The 20889-nt window shown below is 61.5% G+C and carries 16 protein-coding genes; 10 read left to right on the top strand and 6 right to left on the bottom strand.

The genetic code is table 11. From position 1 onward, the window contains the following. Nucleotides 1-3 precede the first annotated feature (3 nt). Genes PQR40_RS09835 through PQR40_RS09850 form a run of 4 tightly spaced genes read left to right on the top strand, consistent with a single transcriptional unit; the run spans nucleotide 4 to nucleotide 4149 of the window. A complete protein-coding gene (locus PQR40_RS09835; RefSeq protein WP_408229697.1) occupies nucleotides 4-2349 on the top strand; it encodes a TonB-dependent receptor in 2346 nt (781 codons plus the stop codon). A gap of 27 nt (nucleotides 2350-2376) precedes the next feature. Further along, complete coding sequence (locus PQR40_RS09840) at nucleotides 2377-3024, top strand: MotA/TolQ/ExbB proton channel family protein (protein WP_408508889.1); 648 nt, start codon at nucleotides 2377-2379, stop codon at nucleotides 3022-3024. Beyond that, a complete protein-coding gene (locus PQR40_RS09845; protein WP_408508891.1) occupies nucleotides 3021-3419 on the top strand; it encodes an ExbD/TolR family protein in 399 nt (132 codons plus the stop codon). The genes PQR40_RS09840 and PQR40_RS09845 overlap by 4 nt, the downstream gene beginning before the upstream one ends. A gap of 4 nt (nucleotides 3420-3423) precedes the next feature. Further along, nucleotides 3424-4149 (top strand): energy transducer TonB, encoded by a 726-nt coding sequence (locus PQR40_RS09850; protein WP_408508892.1) that lies wholly within the window; start codon nucleotides 3424-3426, stop codon nucleotides 4147-4149. A gap of 76 nt (nucleotides 4150-4225) precedes the next feature. Here the strand turns inward: PQR40_RS09850 and PQR40_RS09855 are convergent, their stop codons facing one another. The 5 genes from PQR40_RS09855 to PQR40_RS09875 form a co-directional block, all read right to left on the bottom strand. Then, nucleotides 4226-5077: a carbohydrate ABC transporter permease gene (locus tag PQR40_RS09855; RefSeq protein WP_408508893.1), complete on the bottom strand. Its 852-nt coding sequence runs from the start codon at nucleotides 5075-5077 to the stop codon at nucleotides 4226-4228. Nucleotides 5078-5087: 10 nt separating this feature from the next. After that, nucleotides 5088-6086 (bottom strand): carbohydrate ABC transporter permease, encoded by a 999-nt coding sequence (locus tag PQR40_RS09860; RefSeq protein WP_408229682.1) that lies wholly within the window; start codon nucleotides 6084-6086, stop codon nucleotides 5088-5090. Between the two features lie 63 nt (nucleotides 6087-6149). Continuing rightward, a complete protein-coding gene (locus tag PQR40_RS09865; RefSeq protein WP_408229679.1) occupies nucleotides 6150-7403 on the bottom strand; it encodes an ABC transporter substrate-binding protein in 1254 nt (417 codons plus the stop codon). Nucleotides 7404-7477: 74 nt separating this feature from the next. Next, nucleotides 7478-9472, bottom strand: coding sequence for a beta-galactosidase (locus PQR40_RS09870; protein ID WP_408508895.1), 1995 nt, complete (start codon nucleotides 9470-9472; stop codon nucleotides 7478-7480). Nucleotides 9473-9483: 11 nt separating this feature from the next. Continuing rightward, the gene (locus PQR40_RS09875; RefSeq protein WP_408508896.1) at nucleotides 9484-10641 is read right to left on the bottom strand and encodes an ABC transporter ATP-binding protein; all 1158 of its coding nucleotides are present in this window, start codon (nucleotides 10639-10641) and stop codon (nucleotides 9484-9486) included. Between the two features lie 191 nt (nucleotides 10642-10832). Between PQR40_RS09875 and PQR40_RS09880 the strand changes: the two genes are divergently transcribed. From PQR40_RS09880 to PQR40_RS09905, 6 genes are all read left to right on the top strand, one after another. Next, a complete protein-coding gene (locus PQR40_RS09880; protein WP_408387712.1) occupies nucleotides 10833-11870 on the top strand; it encodes a LacI family DNA-binding transcriptional regulator in 1038 nt (345 codons plus the stop codon). Nucleotides 11871-12145: 275 nt separating this feature from the next. Continuing rightward, nucleotides 12146-12907: a flagellar brake protein gene (locus PQR40_RS09885; RefSeq protein WP_408508897.1), complete on the top strand. Its 762-nt coding sequence runs from the start codon at nucleotides 12146-12148 to the stop codon at nucleotides 12905-12907. Nucleotides 12908-13377: 470 nt separating this feature from the next. Next, nucleotides 13378-14382 carry a sugar ABC transporter substrate-binding protein gene (locus tag PQR40_RS09890; RefSeq protein WP_408229666.1) on the top strand — a complete coding sequence of 335 codons (1005 nt, stop codon included), beginning with the start codon at nucleotides 13378-13380 and terminating at the stop codon, nucleotides 14380-14382. Between the two features lie 135 nt (nucleotides 14383-14517). Beyond that, complete coding sequence (locus PQR40_RS09895; RefSeq protein ID WP_408229663.1) at nucleotides 14518-15504, top strand: ABC transporter permease; 987 nt, start codon at nucleotides 14518-14520, stop codon at nucleotides 15502-15504. A gap of 20 nt (nucleotides 15505-15524) precedes the next feature. After that, nucleotides 15525-16322 (top strand): ATP-binding cassette domain-containing protein, encoded by a 798-nt coding sequence (locus PQR40_RS09900; RefSeq protein ID WP_408508898.1) that lies wholly within the window; start codon nucleotides 15525-15527, stop codon nucleotides 16320-16322. A 30-nt stretch (nucleotides 16323-16352) separates the two neighbouring features. After that, the gene (locus PQR40_RS09905) at nucleotides 16353-17579 is read left to right on the top strand and encodes an ROK family transcriptional regulator (RefSeq protein WP_408508899.1); all 1227 of its coding nucleotides are present in this window, start codon (nucleotides 16353-16355) and stop codon (nucleotides 17577-17579) included. A gap of 109 nt (nucleotides 17580-17688) precedes the next feature. Here PQR40_RS09905 and PQR40_RS09910 read toward each other — a convergent pair whose 3' ends face one another. Beyond that, entirely contained in the window at nucleotides 17689-20769 is a 3081-nt protein-coding gene (locus PQR40_RS09910; RefSeq protein WP_408508900.1) for a transglycosylase domain-containing protein, read from the bottom strand. Nucleotides 20770-20889 lie beyond the last annotated feature (120 nt).

The raw sequence follows: 20889 nt of genomic DNA on the forward strand, positions 1-20889 counted from the left end.
AAGATGAAAAACCGCACGCGCGTCTCCCACGCAGCCCTGCTGCTATTCGCAATCGCTGCTCACGCCCATGCCGCGCCCGACGAAGGCTCCGTGACGGGCGCGGTCACTGATGCCGCGGGCAAGCCCGTCCGCAACGCCACCGTCAGCGTTCAGAACGCGAGCGGCGCCGCAGTCAATGAGGCGAAGACGGACGCAGAAGGTCATTTTGCAATCGGCCATGTGACACCGGGCACTTATGCGATCGTTGTTACGGCACCGGGATTCGCGAGCGGCAACAGCATAGCGACCACGACGGCGGGTGCGGAAAGCGCGGTGAGTGTCAAACTCACTCAAAGCGACACACTCGATGTTCAGGTGAACGCCAGGCGCCTCGATCGAGCCCGTAACGGACTGTTGCCGGAGACAGGCAGTAGCGTGTACCGCTTCAGCCAGGCCGATATCAATGCACTACCCGCGGGGCAAGATACGCCGCTGAACCAGGTGCTGCTCCAGGCTCCCGGCGTGGCAAGCGACTCGTACGGCCAGTTGCATGTGCGCGGAGACCACGCGAACCTGCAATACCGCATCAACGGCATCATCATTCCCGAGCCGATTAGTGGTTTCGGTCAGGCACTCGACACCCGAATCATCGACCAGGTGAACCTGCTCACTGGCGCGTTACCGGCGCAATACGGCTATCGCACCGCAGGCGTGGTGGACATCCGCACGAAGACGGGTGATGCAGGCAACGGTGGCTCCATCGACGTGTTCGGCGGCAGCCATCAGACCATCAAGACCAGCGCGGATGTCTTCGGCACTCAGGGACCGTTCAGCTACTACTTCAGCGGCTCGGTCGGTATGAACAACCTCGGGATCGAGAATCCCACCGCCAGTGCCAACGCGATTCACGATCACACCCGCCAGGGCGACGCGTTCGGCTACATGTCGTACATCATCAACCCGCTCACGCGCGTGAGCGTGATGTTCGGCACGACGAGCAATCAGTTCGAGATTCCCAACACACCCGGCCTGCCGACCAACTTCACGCTCAACGGCAACAACACGTTCAATTCGAGCCAACTGAACGAAACGCAATCGGAGTTGAACAACTTCGCCGTAGTGGCGCTTCAGGGCACCAATGGCGGCGCACTGGACTACCAGGTCGCTCTCTTTACGCGCTACACGCGCACGCAATTCAATCCCGATCCGGTCGGCGATCTGCTCTTTAACGGCGTGGCGTCGCAGGATTTTCACAGCAACTCGGCCAATGGCGCGCAAGTGGACACGACCTGGCGACTGAACGACAAGCATACGATCCGCGCGGGCATCTTCTTCCAGCAGGAACATGCGGTGTTCGACGACAGCGTCAACGTATTCGCGACAGACAGCAACGGCAATCAGCTATCCGATCAACCCTTCAATATTCAGGACTCCAGCAGCAAGACCGGTTATCTGTACAGCGCCTACGTGCAGGACGAATGGAAAATCACGGACAAGCTCACGCTGAACTATGGTCTTCGCTACGACAAGATGGACGAGTACGTCAGCGCAAGCCAGCTTAGCCCTCGTGTTGGCCTCGTCTATACGCTGACGCCGACCACGACCTTCCACGCCGGTTACTCGCGCTATTTCACGCCGCCCGCGTTCGAGTTGGTGTCCGGCTCGACCATCAGCCGCTTCAACGGCACGACCAACCAGAGTCCGTCGAGTCAGAACGACCAGGTTCAACCGGAACGCAGCCATTATTTCGATCTCGGTGTGACCCAGCGTCTCGGGTCGAATGTGACGGTCGGGCTCGACGCTTACTACAAGAAATCGACGAACCTGCTCGATGAAGGCCAGTTCGGCTCCGCACTCATCTTCACCCCGTTCAACTACAGGGAGGGACGCGTGTATGGGGTCGAGTTCACCGCCAATTACAAACAGGACAACGCATCTGCGTACGTGAATCTCGCGTGGAGCCGTGCACAGGGAACACAGATCGATTCGGCCCAGTTCAATTTCGACCCGGCTGAACTCGCCTATATCAACAATCACTGGGTCTATCTGGATCACGACCAGCGCATCACCGCCTCATTCGGCGGAACCTACGATTTCGGCAGAACAACTTTCACTTTCGATGGGCTGGTGGGAAGCGGTTTGCGTAGCGGCTTTGCGAACACCGACCGGTTGCCGCTCTATGCGCAAGTCAACCTCGGCGTGATACAGCACTTCAACCAGCCGCTCATCGGAAAATTCGATGCACGCCTGCTCGTGATCAACGCGTTCAATCGCGTCTACGAGTTGCGCGACGGATCGGGTATCGGCGTCGGCGCACCGCAATATGGCCCACATTTCGCCGTTTATGCGGGTATCACCAAGCATTTCTAATTCCGTCAGGCTACGAAGAGGTAGGTCATGCAAGATTGGGCAAGCGTTCTAGCGGCGGTACGCGTAGGCGGATGGGTTATCTATCCGCTGACGATACTCGCCATTCTGGCGGTCGCAATCGCCCTCGATCGCATCTATGTGTTTCTGCGCTTTGGCCGGTTACCGGGCGCGCTGCGTGGCACAGACGAAATCGCTGCGCCCGGCTCGGCGCTTGACTGGGCCGGCAGATTAAAGGATGCCTCCAGTCAGAACGCGTTCAGGCGTATGAGCGCGCCGTGGGCGCCCGATCCTTCCGTACCGCTGTGGCTACGCGAGGCCAAGGCGCAATCGGTCGCCTCGCAAATCGAACGTGACATGAGCAAAGGTTTCTGGGTGCTGGAAACCATCGTCACGGCAGCGCCTTTGCTGGGTCTGCTGGGCACCATCGTCGGCATGATGCATTCGTTCCAGTTGTTCGGCGGCGATGGTCTCGTCGATCCAGGGGGCGTGACCGGCGGTGTGGCGCAATCATTGGTGGCAACCGCGATCGGCCTGGTGGTCGCATTGTTCGCGCTCTTTGCGTTCAACTATTTCTCCCGCCGGCTTGAACGCCTCATGGATGAGCTCGAATCGTTCGCGAATGCACGGCTCGGCGAAATCCGTCTTGCCGCCCCGTCTGCGGGAGCGCAGCCGTGAGGTTCAGGCGCTCACGCGCGGCGAAGCGCGGTCGCATCGAAATCATTCCGATGATCGACGTAATGTTCTTTCTGCTGGCGACCTTCATGCTCGCGTCGCTCGCAATGCAGCGGCTCGACGCGCTCAAGGTTAAGCTCCCGGCCGGCCGCGCGCAACAGATGACAGCCCATGAGCCACTGACGATCTCGGTGGACAGCAGCAATGAGGTATTCGTCAATCGTCAGGCCGTCCGGCTCGATCAGATCGAGCCGACGGTAAAGGGGTTGCTGCAACCCGACGGCAATGTTGTGATCGCCGCTGACGACGCAGCGGGTCACGGCGTGGTGGTTCAGGCGATGCTGGCCGCGCGCCGCGCCGGCGCTGAGCGGTTTCTGATCGCAGTGCATCGTGAATAGCCGGATGCGCTTCGCGGTCGCTGTGGACGATTCTCCGCAAATACGGATTACGCTAGCGGTGCTGGTCGCGCTCATCGTATGGATCGTCTTCCTGTTTCAGTTGGGGCATTGGTTGGGTCCATCGGCGTCTGCACATGCCCCTGCCAGGCCACTCGAGATGCAGCTGGTGGAGCTCGATCCTCCGAAGGCGCCGGTTGCGGCTCCTTCTGTGGCTCCGGTTACGCACGCCGCGCCCGCGCCGATCACTCCGGCAAAGCCACGACAACCGGCCGATCCGCGCCCTCACGTCTCAACCCAGGCACGCGCGACGCCACCGGTGCCCTCGAAACCGGATATGCGATCGGTGCAAAGCGTTGCACAGGCTCAATCGGCCCCCGCAACGGAGGAACAGAAGCAGCCAGCCGAGCCGCCTGCGCGCGCTGCTGCACCTGCAGAAGAAAGCGCAAACGCCAGATCATCCGGCGATGCCGCAGCACATGCCATTTCCCAGCCGTTGCCCGAACTTCCCGACGATCTGCGCGAGCAGGGGTATCAAGCCGTCGCGACGGCCCGTTTCGCAATTCACGTCGACGGCTCGGTCCAGGTTGATCTCATCAAGCCGACATCCAACCCGCGGCTCAACCAGATCCTCCTTGAAACGCTGCGTAAATGGCGATTCTTTCCGGCAATGCAGGCCGGACATCCGGTCGAAAGCCGGCAGGATATCCGGGTGCATTTCAATGTGAACTAGCGAGTGTCACCCGAGCTTCCAGGCCGTAGCAAGGCATCGGCAACCATAGAGCGAATGTTTTTCCGTAACGTTCGTTTCATCCCTTCGTCGCCCCAAACGTCAACCCGGCCACAAAATGCTTCTGCATCGCAAAGAACATCGCGACCGAAGGCAACGCGGCAAGAATCGACCCGGCGGACACCAGATTCCAGGCGGTGGTCCACTGCCCCTTCAAAGCCGCGACGCCTACGGTAATCGGCGCGGCATCGTCGCCTTGCGTCAGACACAGCGCCCAGAAGTAGTCATTCCACACGAACGTAAACACAAGAATCGCCAGAGCCGCAAGCGCGGGACGAATCAGAGGCAATACGATTCTGAAGAACACCGTCCATTCATTGGCGCCTTCGATACGTGCCGCTTCGACCAGTTCAAACGGCAGTTGCTTAATGAAATTCCGCAAAAATAGCGCGCAAAATCCCGTCTGAAACGACACGTGGAACAGAATCAACGCGCCCACCGTATTGAATAAGCCGAGCTGCAACGACAGATCCCGCACCGGAATCATCAACACCTGCACCGGGACAAAATTGCCCGCGACAAAGGTCGCAAACAAAGCCGAATTGCCGCGAAACCGATAGATGGCCAGCGCGAATCCCGCCATCGCCGCGAGTGCAATCGAGCCGACCACGGCGGGCACCGTAATCAGCACGCTGTTCCAGAAGTAATGCAGCATCGGCGAGGTCGTCAATGCCTCGCGATAGTTATCGAACATCGCGAAATGTTTTGGCCAGCCCCAATAATTGCCCTCGCTCAGCTCCTCCGTCGAACGCACCGAGGTCACGAGAACGGCGATCATTGGCAACAGCCAGATCAGCAGCGCGAGCGGCAACGTCAGTTTGTACACACGGCGCGCAGCCGGCTTCCATTTGTCGATCGGGATTGGAAACATGATCGGCTCCTTATTGCTCGGTGCGCAGCATGCGGCGCAAGTGATAAACGATGTACACGAGCATGATCCCGAACAGCACGACCGCCACCGCCGCGGAATAGCCGACGCGGTAATACTTGATCGCCTGGTCGTACATGTAATACGCGAGCACGGTGGAACTTTCAAACGGGCCGCCGCCAGTCATCACCGAAATCAGATCGAAGCTGCGCAACGCGCCGATCACCGTGACAACGATCGCCATGAATGTGGTGGGCCGCAATTGCGGCAGGATCACGTGCCACAACATCGACCAGCCACGCGCGCCCTCCATCCGCGCAGCCTCGATCTGTTCGGCGTTCAGCGAGGTCAGGCCAGTCAAATAGAGGATCATGCAATACGCAGTTTGCGGCCACAGTGCCGCAAACACGATCCCGAGAGTCGCGTAGCGGGGGTCCCCGAGCACCGGCACGCCGTGCCCGAGAATCACCGCGAGCAACCCAAAGGTCGGGTCGTAGAACCATGAAAAGATCAAACCGACCACCACGCCCGATAAAACGAATGGCGCGAAAAACAATGATTTGACGATGCGAATACCGGCCACCGCCTGGTTCAGATAGAGGGCGACGGCGAGCCCCATCGGCGGGGCAAGCAGAAACAGCAGCAGCCAGATGAGGTTGTTCTTCAGTGCGGTGTAAAACGTCTGCGTATGGAACAACTCAACGTAATTTGCGAGACCGACGAAAGACGGGTCGGTCATCCCGTCCCAGTTGAAAAAGCTCAGGTGGACGGTCGAGATGATCGGCCACACGACGTAGATCGCCACCATCACGCAGGCCGGTGCGAGAAACAGAAAGGCGGCTCGCCGCTGCCGGCGCGCAGTCGGCGATGGACGGCGCCGGCGTGCCACACGCAGTGACCCACCGCGCAATGCTCCACCCGAAGCCGGTCCTCCCGGTGCAGGAAAGCCAGAACCGCCGGGGTCGGCAGGGCCGCCAACAGTGTGACGGGTGACGGAGTGCGACACGATCATTCTCCCGAACGAACATAGCGAGTTGACGCTTAAGCGGGCGGCCCATCAACGGGCCGCCGTTGCTCACTTCTTGTAGATCCGCTTGCGCGTCTGCTCGAGTTGCGCGAGCACGTCGTCAAGCTTTGAAGGATCGGAGACGAATTGCTGCATCCCCTTCATTCCTTCGTCGGCCATTTCCTTCGTCATGTCGCGATCGTAGAACTGCGCAATACCGCCCTTCGTGTTCGAGAGAATCTGGAAGCCGATCTTCGAGATGGGATCCTCAGGCTCAGGCGATTTGCTGTTCGCCGACAGCGAGCCGAGCCCAACCGCCAGCTTCGCGCCATTTTCCGGCGTCTCGACGAACGCGAGGAACGCATGCGCATCCGCCTTGTTCTTCGCCTTAGACGGAATATGCAGCGATTCGACCGGGCCATCTTCGGCGGTCGGCACGTTCGCGTCGATGATCGGGAACTGGAAGTAGCCCATTTCCGGTTTCACGTTCGGCGGGAAGCCAGCGGAGATGAAGGTGCCCATCAGCATCATCGCGGCCTTGCCCTGGAACAGGAACGGCTGCACCGAATCCAGATCGTAGGAGAGCGAGTTGTCGATGAAATAGCCGGCGTCGATCAGTTGCTTCCACGTTGTGTAGACCTTCTTCACGCGCGGATCGGTGTACGCGATGTCGCCCGCCATCAGTTTCTGATGGAAGGCGTTGCCGTTCAGGCGCAGGTCGAGGTAATCGAACCAGCCGGCCAGCGTCCATGAATCACGGCCTGCCACGGCAATCGGCGTAATGCCGGCTGCTTTCAGCTTCTTGCAGTCGTCGAGAAACTGGTCCCACGTTTTCGGCTCGCCGGCAATGCCGACCTTCTGGAACAGGTCCTTGCGATAGAACATGCCCCACGAGTAATAGACGGTCGGCGCGGCATACTGCTTGCCCTTATACGACGACGCTTCCTTCGTCGACGCATACATATCGTTCCAGCCGTTCTTCGCCCAGTCGCCGCTCAGATCGTCGAACAGGCCGCGCTGCGCGTAATACGCCATCCGCTCGCCGTCATGCCAGTTGACGATATCGGGCGCGACGGTGGAGAGCCAACCGGGCAACTGCACCTTGTACGCTTCTTCATCGATGAACGACACCTTCACGTCGGTACCGGGATGCGTTTTCTTGAAGTCGTCGATGATCGACTGCCAGACGGCGCGTTGACTCGCGCCCTTGAACGCGATGTTGACCGCGAGCGTGCCGGCCTGCGCCGTGCTGACAACGGATGTGCCCGCGGCCGCCGCGGCAAGCGCGAGTGCCAGCAGAATCCTGCGAGGTTTCAGTGCCATATTGCTGTCTCCTTTATTCCTTGATTTTGCGTCGTTGTTGTTACTGCATGGAATCCTTCGTTCAGCGCTTCAAATCATGTGTTCGATCGATAAACGGCCACACCTTGTGGTTCGATCGCGCGTGAGCCGATCACGAAAGCAGCGTCGGCTACATTGGCAAGCGTGTGGGTCTGATCGCCGTAGTTCAACACGTAGGTCAGCGCGCCGCGACGGCTGATGCGCACGCTGTCGCCGAGCGATATCGTGTCGACGCCCGCTTCCCCGGCGATCTGCGCGAACAGGCGGACGGTGAGCGCATCATCGAACAGGCCCGCGAGGTAATGAAACGCGCCGCTTTTCACATAGGCGGGATGGCCGTCAGCGAAATGGGCACGCACGTCGAGCGAGTCCGGCGCATGACTGCCGGCATCGATGAAATCGCGCCAGTGGCGCGCTACGCCATCTTCCGCGGCCGCGTCCTTGCTGTCCGCAAGGCGCACCGCTTCGGTCACATTCGGCCGCATCGATTCGACACGCCACACGCGCAGCGGCATCACCGCGGCAAGAGCGCCCGGCGGCAGGTTCGCCGGAATCTGCAAATCCTGAGTCTTCGAACCGGTGCGCGGACCGAGCACGACTTGCGCGCCCGAGCTTGCAAGCCGCGCGGCGAAATCGGCGGGCACAACCGGCAGCGGCGGCACGACGATCAGACGATAGCCATCGAGCGGCGCATCGACCGGCACGATATCGACGTCGAGCCCGAGCGCACGCAGCGCCGAGTAATACTCGAACGCGAAACGCGGATAGTGAAAGTCCGCGCCTTGAGGATGAATCTCGAAGAGCCACTTCGCTTCGTAGTTGTAGACGAGTGCGACCTTTGAGCGAATCGAAGCATTGGCGTCGGCGTTCGCGGCAAGCACCGTGCGAATCTCGGCGGCGACCTGCGCAGCTTCATTGCCGCCCACGTCGAGCCGGTTGTCGGGCGTATTCAAGCCGGCGTGCATCTGTTCCTGCGCAAACGGCGCCTGGCGCCAGCGGAAATACGACACACAGCCCGCGCCGTGCGCGAACGCCTCCCAACTCCACAGCCGCACCATGCCAGGCAGCGGCGCCGGATTCCACTGCGCCCAGTTCACCGGCCCCGGTTGCTGCTCCATCACCCAGAACGGCAGCTTCGACATGCCGCGGTACACGTCATGATTGAACGACGCGAAGTCGGGATGTCCGCTGCGCAACCAGCGCGCCTTTACGTCCGGCGCAAACCACTGCTCTTCGAGGCCGCCCAGCGGATAGCTGTCCCATGCCGCGACATCGAGGTCGGCCGCAACCTTGTAGTGATCGAACTCGGTAAAGAGCTGCATGAAGTTGTGCGCGACCGGCCGCCCTGGCGAATGGGCGCGGATGATCTCCACCTGCATGCGGTTGTAGCGCGCCACTTCATCTGAGGCGAAGCGCCGGTAATCGAGCCGGTGCGACGGGTGCGCTTCGGTGACGGTCGCCACCGGCGCGTCGATCTCGTCGAAACTGCGATATTCCATGCTCCAGAACACCGTGCCCCACGCACGGTTCAGTTCTTCGACGGTTTGATAGCGTGCCTTGAGCCACTCGCGAAAGCGCCCCACCGCCGCCTGCGAATAACTGAGTACTGTGTGATGGCAACCGAATTCGTTATCGGTCTGCCAGTACGCGACAGCCGGATGCTTGCCGTAACGCTCGGCGACTGCCGTGCAGATCCGCTGCGATGCGGCGAAATACGAAGGCGACGAGAAATCGTAATGACGGCGTGAGCCGAAGGCGCGCGGGCGGCCGTCGGCACCGATCGGCAAAATGTCCGGATGACGGTCGATCAGCCACTTGGGCGGCGTCGCCGTCGGCGTGCACATGACGACCTGCAGACCGGCCGCGCCGAGTACGTCCACCGCGCGATCCAGCCAGCCCCAGTCGTATTCGCCAAGCGTCGGCTCCATCCGGCTCCATGCGAATTCGGCGATCCGCACCTGCTCGATGCCGAGTGCCTTCATCCGGCGAGCGTCGTCTTCCCACATCGACTCCGGCCAGTGTTCCGGGTAATAACAGACTCCAAGGCGCATCCGAATGTCCTTTATGCGTAGTGTTCGACGGATTCGAGCGAAGCGGCGGCAAAGCCGTCTTCGGTAAACAAATGGCAGGCGCGGCTCGGGACGCGCAAGCTCGCACGGTCACCCGGTGCGAGGCATGTGTCGCCCGGCGCCTTGGCGATCAGCGCGGCAGCGCCGGGATGATCGAGGTGGACATAGCTGTGCTCGCCGAGCTGTTCGACGAGGGACACCGTGCGAGTCAGAACGGCGTCCTGCGCGTTTTCAGACGGGGCCGCATCGATGAATTCCAGGTGTTCAGGTCGTATGCCTAGCGTGACGGCTTGCGACGTCTGAAGCCCATCGCCGCTGACCGGCACGCGCACGTTTTCATCTGTGTGATCGAGCGTGATAACCACGCCTTGCGGATCGACCGACGCCACCCGCCCCGGCAAAAAGTTCATGCGCGGCGAGCCGATGAAACCGGCGACGAAGCGGCTCCTGGGACGGTGGTACAACTCGAGCGGCGCGCCGATCTGCGCGATGCTGCCGTAGCGCTCGGTGTCCTTGCCGGCGTGCAGCAGCACGATCTTGTCGGCAAGGGTCATGGCTTCGATCTGATCGTGAGTGACATACACGACACTGGCTTTGGCGAACTGCTTATGCAGCCGCGCGATTTCGACGCGGGTCTGGCCGCGCAGCGTCGCGTCGAGATTGGAGAGGGGTTCGTCGAACAGAAACACGCCAGGTTCACGCACGATGGCCCGGCCAATCGCCACACGCTGACGCTGGCCGCCGGACAATGCTTTCGGCAGGCGCTCGAGCAACGCCTCCAGTTGCAGGATGCGCGCGGCTTCGCGCACCTTGCGATCGATTTCGTGTTTCGGGGTTTTAGCCAGCTTCAGGCCGAATGCCATGTTCTCGAACACGGTCATATGCGGAAACAGCGCGTAGCTCTGGAACACCATCGCCACACCGCGCTGCGCCGCCGGGACGTCGTTGACGAGGCGGCCGGCGATCGACAGGTCGCCGTCGGTCACGTCTTCGAGGCCCGCAATCATGCGCAGCAAGGTGGACTTGCCGCAGCCGGACGGGCCGAGAAATACGCAAAACTCGTTTTCCCCAATCTCCAGATCGACGTCGCGGATCACCAGCGCGCCGTCGCCATACGCCTTCTGCACGCCTTTCAACGAAATGCTCGCCATCGCATCGACTCCGTGATTTAATCGGCTCGATGTCGGAGATTAAGCGCTTAATCAGTAAAGCCTAAAAAATCGATCGCATGCGATCGTGGGGCCTTACCTGTCTCCGATATCGTTTTGTCTGTGCGGCAAATGGTGCCGCGCCTTTGGCTACGATGCAAATATCGAACAGTCATCCCAAATATTGACAGACCATGTCCACACTTAGCGAAGTCGCGCGTCACGCCGGCGTTACCCCTGCTACGGTATCGAACGTACTGCGCAATCGCGGGCGGGTCGGCGCGGCCACCCGGCAGCGAGTGCTGGACGCCATCGAGGCGCTCGGCTACCGCCCGCATCTGGCCGCCCGCGCGCTCGCCGAGGGTCGCGCGCCGACGCTGGCGTTGATGGTGTCGAGCATTGCCAACCCGTTCTATCCGGAGTTCGCGCTCGCGGTCGAGCACGCGGCGCGCAGCAGCGGCCACTTCGTGATCATCTGCAACACAAATGAAGATCCGCTGATCGGGCGGGCGTATCTCGACCAGATCGCGGGGACGCTCTCCGAGGGCGTGCTGGTGACGAATGCGAACCTCGATTTTGCGGACCTTCATACGACCGAGTCGCGCGGCACGCCCGTGGTGTTGTGCATGTGGGAGCGGCCTAACGAATCGCCGGGGCTGCCGTGCGTCGCGGTCGATTTTCGTCTGGCTGGCGAATTGGCCGGCACGCATCTGCTGGAGCTCGGGCATCGGCGGATCGGCGCGGTTGTCGGCAGCAAGGCCTCGGGCATTCACGCGGCCCGCTATGAGGGGTTTGCCGAGGCTGTGCGTGCGGCCGGCGCGCCCAAAAGCCCGGTCAAGCATGCGCCCGATACGATACAAGGTGGCTACACTGCGGCGCGCGCGCTGCTGGAAGCCGATCCAACACTCACCGCGATCTTCGCGACCAACGATCTGCCGGCGCTCGGCGCAATGCACGCGGCCGCCGATCTCGGTTTGAACGTGCCGGGCGATCTATCCGTGGTCGGCATTACCGATATTCAACTGGCGCGCGAGTCACGGCCCGCGTTGACGACGGTCGCCGTGCCGACCGTCGAAGTCGCCGGACTCGCGGTATCGCTGTTGCGCGAGTTGATCGAATCCTCGTACGGGCAAGCGGGTCGCGAGGCCGCCGCAAGCGTGCCGATGCGGATTTCCTCGCCGCCGCAACTGGTTGTGCGCGCATCGACCGGAGCGGCGCGTCAGACGCGTTGAACGATGCGGCCGAGTGCGCTCGTGTGGCCGTAACGGTATCGAGGACGTTACGTAGCGAACCCTGCATACGCCCATCCCCGCCTTCCAGGCTAACGCCCGCAAACGCCCGTATCAAGCGGTTCCGCGACAAAAATATCGCTCCGATCAGTCCATCCATGCAGTTGGCACGGTCCCTGCAATAAAGCAGGAAAAGGCCGAGCGCCGGCACGACTCACATGCCGCTTGCGCTCCCCAAAACCGGCCAGGCCAAGGCCATAACAAGCATGGATACTCAAATGATTGCCGCTCTTCTGGACGCCGATGTCGCCGAACAGTTCACCGACGCAGACTCGACTTTCGCGCAGTGCCACCCCCTGCAAATCGCAGTTTGCCTGCGCAAGCTGATGGCCGGACAGGACTTCGTGACGGTCGAATTCAACGGCCGCCAGATCGTTACGCAAGTGCTCGATGTCGACTCACGCAATGCCCGCTTTATCTTCGACGCCGGCAGTGTCAATGCCGACAATTACGCGCTTCCGGCTGCGCGCCAGTTGATCTTCCGCAGTTTGCCAGGTGGCATTCGCACGGAATTCACGACGCTCAACGCGAACCCAATCATGTTCGAAGGACGCCCGGCCTTCGAGGCAGCCTTCCCTTCGCTGCTGTACTACGTTCAACGCCGCGAATTCTTCCGCGTGCAAACGCCCGTGCTGGATCCGTACATCGCCAGCGGCCCCTATGTAGACGGCGGTTCGTTCCGGTTGGAACTGCAGGACCTTTCATTGGGCGGCGTGGCGTTGAAAACCGCCGATGAGCATTTCGGCTCGCTTGAAAGCGGCACCGTATTGCGCGACGTGACGCTGCAACTCGGCAGCTTCGGCACGCTGCGGCTCGATCTGGAAATCGTCGCGCCGCGGCAATTAACTACGCCGAAGGGCGACCGGCGCTTCGTCATCGGCTGCAAGTTCGTGCAGACACCGGGGCCGGCGGAACGCACCTTGCAACGTGTCGTCACCCAACTCGAAACGAAGCGTCAAACGCTCGTGCCGCGCCGGTAAGCACCCTCGGGCGCGCGCGCAGCGATTCTCACGGCATTGATCAGGTTTGCGGTCATCGCTGTGAGAATCGTTGTTTTCAGCCACTACTGAAAATCTTCACGACGCCAGCCAATACGTTCGAGAACGACACCTTAAGATTTCAATTCACCTTCAATCGAGCCAGGACTTTCCCCAAGTTTCCGGGTTCGATCCCGCACCGCATTACACTCGCCAAGCCCCGCCCCATAAGCCATTCCGCCCTCCCGGCCGGTTCCGCATGTCAACGTGCACCTCAATCGTTTTCTTGACGAGCGTCCGCACGCCTGCTGTACTAAATCAATCCAAGTGATTTAGGCGGTCCGCTTCGGATTGCCCAGGAATGGCATTGGGTTCCACGCCGGCCCCCCTAATCAGGTTGCAAGCGCGCAGCGTTCGCGTGTGCAACCGCCCGCAGTCCACAACGTCGTTGCCAATAACCGGAGGAGCGTCCCATGAATCTGAATTCCCGCAGGCACCCTGTCACCAGGAAAATCGTGTCCATGTGCGTAGCGGCATCGGCCGTGTGGTGTGCGAGCGCGAGCCAGGCGGCCGACCAGCCTGTCGTCGGCCTCATCACCAAGACCGACACGAACCCGTTCTTCGTGAAGATGAAACAGGGCGCCGAAGCGGCCGCCTCGAAAGACGGCGCCAAGCTGCTCACCGCCGCCGGCAAGTTCGACGGCGACAACGCGAGCCAGGTCACCGCCATCGAAAACATGATGACGGCCGGTGCCAAAGCCATTCTGATCACGCCGAGCGACACCAAGGCGATCGTGCCGAGCATCAAGAAAGCGCGCGCGGCCGGTGTGATGGTGATCGCGCTCGACACGCCGACCGACCCGCAAGACGCCACTGACGCCCTCTTCGCCACCGACAACTTCAAAGCCGGCGTGCTGATCGGCAAGTACGCGAAAGCCGCCATGAACGGCAAGCCCGCGAAGATCGCCACGCTCGACCTTGCACCCGGCGTATCGGTCGGCGTGCTGCGTCATAACGGCTTCCTGGAAGGCTTCGGCGTGAAGGAAGGCGATCCGTCGATCGTCTGCAGCCAGGACACTCGTGGCGACCAGGCGAAGGGCCAGACGGCGATGGAAAACTGCCTGCAGAAATCACCGGATATCAACGTGGTCTACACGATCAACGAACCGGCCGCAGCGGGTGCGTATCGCGCGCTCAAAGCGGCGGGCAAGGATAAGAGCGTGATGATCGTTTCCATCGACGGCGGCTGCGAAGGCGTACGCAATGTGAAGGCCGGCGCGATTGCCGCGACCTCGCAGCAGTATCCGTTGAAGATGGCCGCGCTCGGCGTGACGGCGGGCGTCGAGTACGCGAAGACCGGCAAGAAGGTCTCCGGCTATCAGGACACGGGCGTGACGCTGATCACCGACAAACCGATGTCCGGCGTCGACAGCAAGGATACGAAGTTCGGCCTCGACAACTGCTGGGGCAACAAGTAACGCGCATCGAACCGCGGCCCACTTTGCTGGGCCGCCGATGGACCGCCAGTTGCCGGATGGCCGGCCCCCGGATCGCCGGCCGCCGCACTTACCGCATGGCCTGCACGCCACGTTCATGTATCCAGGACACCTATCATGTCGACTCCTTCCGCGCCCGCCAGTCACTCGCGCCCCTTCAGCGAACGCTTGCCGTCGCTCGCTGAAATCGGACCGCTGATCGCCCTGCTTCTGGCCTGCGGCTTCTTCATTTCGCAGAGCAACCGGTTCCTGTCGTTCCAGAACCTCTCGCTGATCCTGCAACAGACGATGGTGGTCGCCGTCATCGCCATCGGCCAGACGCTGATCGTGCTGACAGGCGGGATCGATCTGTCGTGCGGGATGGTGATGGCCTTCGGCTCGATCATCATGACCAAATTCGCGGTCACGCTGGGCGTACCGCCCGTTCTCGCGATTCTGTGCGGCATCGCCGCGAGCGCGCTGTTCGGTGCGCTCAACGGCGTGCTGATCACGCGGATCAAGTTACCGGCTTTTATCGTCACGCTGGGTACGCTGAACATTGCGTTCGCGCTCACGCAGATCTATTCGAACGCGGAGAGTGTCTCGAACCTGCCGGACGCGATCATGTTCCTCGGCAACACGTTCAAACTCGGCCCCGCCGACGTCACCTACGGCACCGTGCTCACGCTGCTGATGTACGTGGTGACATGGTTCGTTCTGCGCGACACCGTGCCCGGCCGGCATCTGTATGCACTCGGCAATAACCCCGAGGCGGCTCGCCTGATGGGTCTCTCGTCGCAAAAGATCCTGCTTACCGTCTATTCGCTGGCCGGTGCGATCTACGGCATCGCCGCGCTGTTGTCGGTGTCGCGTACCGGCGTCGGCGATCCGCAGGCGGGACAAACCGAGAACCTCGACAGCATTACCGCCGTGGTACTCGGCGGCACCAGTCTGTTCGGCGGACGCGGCTCGATTACCGGCACGCTGCTTGGCGCGCTGATTGTCGGCGTGTTTCGCAATGGTTTGACGCTGATCGGCGTCTCTTCGGTCTACCAGGTGTTGATCACCGGCATGCTCGTGATTCTCGCGGTCGCCGCGGACAAACTTTCCCATCGTCGCGGCTGAGCAATTAACAGGAACCCGTCATGTCGACACCTACTTCCGCTTCAGCCGTGATGCCCGTTCTGCAGGCGCGCGGACTCGTCAAACGCTACGGCAACGTCACCGCGCTCGACGGCTGCGATTTCGAAGTGCTGCCTGGCGAGATTCTCGCCGTAATCGGCGATAACGGCGCGGGCAAGTCGTCGTTGATCAAGGCGCTTTCGGGCGCCACCGTACCGGATGAAGGCGAAATCCTGCTCGACGGCAGGCCGGTCAAATTCCGCAGTCCTTTGGATGCTCGCGCGCAAGGCATCGAAACCGTGTATCAGGAACTCGCCGTAGCACCCGCCATGAGCATCGCCGAAAACCTGTTTCTCGCCCGTGAGCTCGTCAAGCCGGGTTGGCGTGGTTCGATCTTCAAGATGATCGACAAGCGCCGCATGCTCGAAGAAGCGACCGCGCATATGAAGGATTTGCAGATCGGCATCCGCTCGATGCGTCAGGCGGTCGAAACGCTCTCAGGCGGCCAGCGTCAAGGTGTGGCTGTCGCACGCAGCGCAGCGTTCGCCCGGCATGTGGTGATTCTCGACGAACCCACCGCCGCACTCGGCGTGAAAGAAGGCAACATGGTGCTTGAACTGATCCGCCGCGTGCGCGAGCGCGGCCTGCCGGTGATCCTGATCAGCCATAACATGCCGCACGTGTTCGAAGTCGCCGATCGCATTCATATCCAGCGGCTCGGCCGGCGTGCCGCGGTGGTGAACACCAAAGACATCCACATGTCGGAGGCCGTGGCGATCATGACGGGCGCGAAGGAAGCGGACGTCAAGGCGATTGCATGATGCATGCATCCCGCTGAGGGGCACGCGACGATGGATACCACCGGCACCCGCTCTCCCGTCAAACGCACGGTCGGCTCAAATCAGGTCGGCATGCGGCAGTTCAACGAACGGATCGTCCTGCAGACGATCCGTTTGCATGGGCCGCTGCCGAAAGCCGACGTAGGCCGTCTCACCCGTCTGTCGATGCAGACCGTGTCGATGATCGTCGACCGCCTGATCGACGACGGCCTGCTCGAGAAGCAGGCGCGCGTGCGTGGCCGTATTGGTCAACCCTCGGTGCCGATCGCGTTACGTGCGGATGGCGCATACACCATCGGCATCAAGGTCGGTCGCCGCAGCCTTGACGTGCTGGCGATGGATTTCGCGGGCCACGTGGTGTGCCGCGACGTATTCGAGTATGCCTATCCCGATCCGCGCACGCTGTTCCCCGCGCTCGAAAGCAGACTGGCGCGCGTGAATCAGACGCTCGGCGCGAAGGCTGACATAGTGGTGGGGGTAGGCGTCGCAGCACCGTTGTGGCTCGGCGGCTGGCGTGACTTTCTCGGCGCGCCGCCGGAAGCGCTGGAAGCGTGGCACGAGATCGACTTGCGCAGTCGCATCGCAACGATGACGGGCTTGCCCGTCGAGTTCGCTAAAGACACCACGGCTGCTTGCGCGGCAGAACTCGTGATGGGCCAGGGCCGCGGGATTCACAATTTTCTGTATCTGTTTGTCGGCACGTTTATCGGCGGCGGCCTCGTGATCGATGGCCGTTTGCATGGCGGGCCGCATGGCAACGCGGGCGCGGTCGGCTCAATTCCGTTGAGAGACGGCAACGCGAGCAAGCCGGCGCGGCAACTGCTGCACGCCGCATCAGGCTTTGTTCTGGAACAGTTGTTGAGCGATGCCGGCGCGCCGGCTGCCGCCGCGCATGACCATCGTGCGTTGTCGCCTGAACTGTGGCGGCAGACCGAACAGTGGCTCGACACCGCTTGCCCCGCGATCGCCAATGCGTCGACCAATGCGGCGGCCTTGCTCGACCTGGAAGCGGTGGTGATCGACGGCGAGTTCGACCGGCAACTGGTCCGCGAAATCATCCGCCGAACCGAGCGCGTGCTCGATCGCTTCGAATGGGAAGGCATGGTGCGCCCGCAACTGCTGGAAGGCACCATCGGCGCCGATGCGCGGGCAATGGGCGGCGCGATTCTGCCGTTGTACGCGCATTTCGCGCCCGTGCACGAGCTATTTCTTAAGCCGGCGACGGACGCGGGATATTAGAAGTCGAGACGCTGTTTTGCTGTTTCGCGCGGGTCCGTAGCGAATGCACCTTCGCCCATCAGGTCTCGCACGGCCTTCATGCGGTCATTGCCCATGGCTAACCCGCCGCTTATTGTGCTGCTACCTTCGCGACAGAAGCAGTTTTGGCCGGCGGATTCTCCAGCAACGGCTGCAACACCGGCGCGAGCGACTTCAGCAATTGCACCGACAGCGCGCTGGTGAAATCGTAGCGGGCCGCATACGGTTCATGCACGTAGGCGGTCAGCGTACCGTAGAAGCGGTCTCCCATCACGAACACGAACGTTGCGCTGCGATTCACCTTGCGCGATTCGATCAGGCGCGCGCCTTTGGCCCACACATTGAAGCGCTGGTCGCCAGTGCCGGTCTTGCCGTAAATCTCGAGTGTCTGACCGTTAGGGAACGTCATGCCCTGCGCGAGACGCTTAGCCGTACCGCCTAATACAACATCACGCAACAGCACTCTGACAACACCGGCGATCTCCGGCGACATCTGCTGCTGCGGTGCCACCGCCGCGCGCTGGAAATGCGTTTCGTATGGCGTGTCTTGAGCGAAGTCGAGTTGCGTGAGGCTTTCGGTCGGTACCTTGTTGCCGCCGTTGGCAATCACGCCGATCAGCTGCGCAAGCGCAGCCGGCCGGTCGCCGGACGCCCCAATCGCCGCCGCATACGAGGGCGTGAGCGTCGCAAACGGATAGCCGAGCGCCTGCCACGATTTGCCGATCACATCGTACGCGCGCAGTTCGACCATCCGCTTGATACGGCGATCCTGGGTGGCGTGATAGCGGGTCTTGAAGAGCCACGAATAAGTCGACAGACGCACGTCGCGGCTCGCGTTCTGCACCTGATCGAGCGTCGCATCGGGATGGGCGCGCAGATAGTTAAGCGTCCATAGTTCCAGCGGATGCACGCTCGAAATATAGCCGCGATCGTTCAGATTGAAGCGGTCGATCGCATATTTGTCGTACAGGTTCGCCAGATCTTCATCGTCCAGCACGGAGGCTGCCGGTGTGTTCTTCAGCGCGGCACGCATCTTCGCGTTGAACCACGCATTCGATTCATCCGGCGCGACGCTGCGCAACACGGTCGCCACTTTAGGCGGCGATTTACGCACACCGAGCAGCAGCAGGGCCAACGCCTGGTCGGGCGTTTTGCCGTGGTACTTCGTGTAGAAACGATTCATGTACACGCGGCTTTCCTGATCGGCGAAACGCGTGAGATACATCTTGCGGATCGCCGGGTCGCCCAACCATTGCGACGACGGTCCGGTGGTCCGCACCATCTCATAGTGGACGATATCGCGCATCAGACGCACGAACACCAGATTCACCGAATGCTGGAAGGCACGATGCACGGTGAGAATGCGGCTGTTGTCGTCGGAATCGAAGTTGTTGAAGGTCTGCGCGCCGCCGCCCGTGTAAAACGTTTCGCCTGGATTCGCCGAGTATTTACGTTCCACGGCCGCATCGAGCATGGCTTGCAGCGAGCGATCCGAGGTATGCGCCAGATAATCGAGCGCCCAGCGCGTGAGCTGATCGTTCGGATCGGGTTTCAAGGCCTTCAGTTCCGCTGTGCTCAGCGGGGCATAACGTGCATGCAGATCGGAGACGATCTGCAAATAGGTCACCACGGTGCGCATTTTCGCGGTCGAACCGAGATTCAGCCGTGCGCCGGAGTTGATGTCAAATGGCTGGTTGACGCTGTCGGTTTGCACCCGCACGAGGTTTGCGCCATCACGCCGTTCGAACAGCGTGAAGCTATAAGCGATTCTCGACGGATCGTCGGAGGCGCGCAGCATTTCGAAACCGACGAGCCCCGAGGCTTTCGCGCCGTCGCGCGTCGCGGCGGCGGCGAGGCGTTCACTCACGGCCTGCTGCACGGCGTTGTTGAGTGTGCCCTTTGCCTGCAAGTCGAGCCGGTCGAGTTCATAGAAACTCGGAATGCCGAGCGCCGCCAGCAGATGCGAGCGCATCGACGTCACAGCCTTGCGTGACACGAACGAGTCTGCGTTCTGCGTAGTGTTCGGCGCGTGGCGCAGATCGACTTGCGCGGACAGCGCTGCATCACGCAGTGCAATCGTGATGACACCGCCGTTCGCCAGCAGCCGTAAATAGCTATCCGTCAGACGTTCGAGTTCGGCATAGCCGTGATGCAGGAAATACGACGGCGCACGTTGCGCGATCATCAGCGAGAGCACCTGGCGAAACGCCACGCCCTGCTCCGCGAGATTGTCCTGAGTCGACGGCGCTTTGAGAATGCGGTTGACGTCGTTGAAATCGCGGCCGTACCAGGCGGCCAGACCGTCGCCCATCCCGTTGATTTCGCCGATGCCCGGTTGCGCGGCAAGCGGCACCGAGTTGAGATAGTGGACGACGATCTGCTGGCGCGCCGGCATGGTCTGCGGGCCGTTCAGATAAGCGCGTACCGAAGCCGATGCGATTTGCCGCAATTTCTCCGGTGGCGTCGCAGTGCGTCCACCCGCCGAGTGGCGAAACTTCTCGATCTGGGTGGCGAGCGTGCTGCCGCCCGGCGTCGACTGATGCCGGTTGAATACACGCGCGCCCTGATCGACTAGTGCGCGGCTAAAGCGTCCCCAGTCGACCGCCGGATTGCGGTTCGGCTGATCCGGATCGAGCAGATAGCGGTCTTCGATAAACAGCAGCGAATTGACGACAAGCGGCGGGATCGAATCGAAACTGTTATAAATGCGCCCCGGAAACTGGGCGCCAAAGAGCGGCGCGCCGGTGCCATCGAAGAGTTGCAGCCCCGCCTGATCTTTTTCGGCGTAAGGAATGAATAGACCATCATCCGCCAGCGATAGCATGCGCTCGGAATCACGTGACTGCGCGCTGATTTCAAACCCGCGTTGAAGCAACCGCTGCTGGAACGAAGGCAGCAACGCGTAGCCGAGGCGGCTGTCGTAGGGGCCTTTGTCTGTCTGAGGGAATCGGATGGAATGACTTGGACCATCCGCGACGGAGAAACCCACGTCGCGCGTGAGTTCGGAGAGATAGCGCGCCTGCAATCGCGAGGTTTCTATCTCGATCTGAACAAAACGGGCCGCCAAGGCCAGCGCAAGCAGAAAAGCCGCTGCCAGCCCCCATTTGAGCCACTTCCTGACGGGCGCCGTGCCTGTCGTGCGAAGCGGTAACCGAATCAGTGGCCGATTCATGGCTGCTCTCCCCGAGCGTGCGCCATGCTCTTGATTCCGGCGCACCTTCAATCAAGTGTAGCGCGGAACGCGAGTGTGCAATCGGTTCGGATTTACCCGACAGTGTCGTCGCCGCAACAC

The sequence above is a fragment of the Paraburkholderia sediminicola genome (assembly GCF_046026855.1).
GTDB classification, from domain to species: domain Bacteria; phylum Pseudomonadota; class Gammaproteobacteria; order Burkholderiales; family Burkholderiaceae; genus Paraburkholderia; species Paraburkholderia sediminicola_A.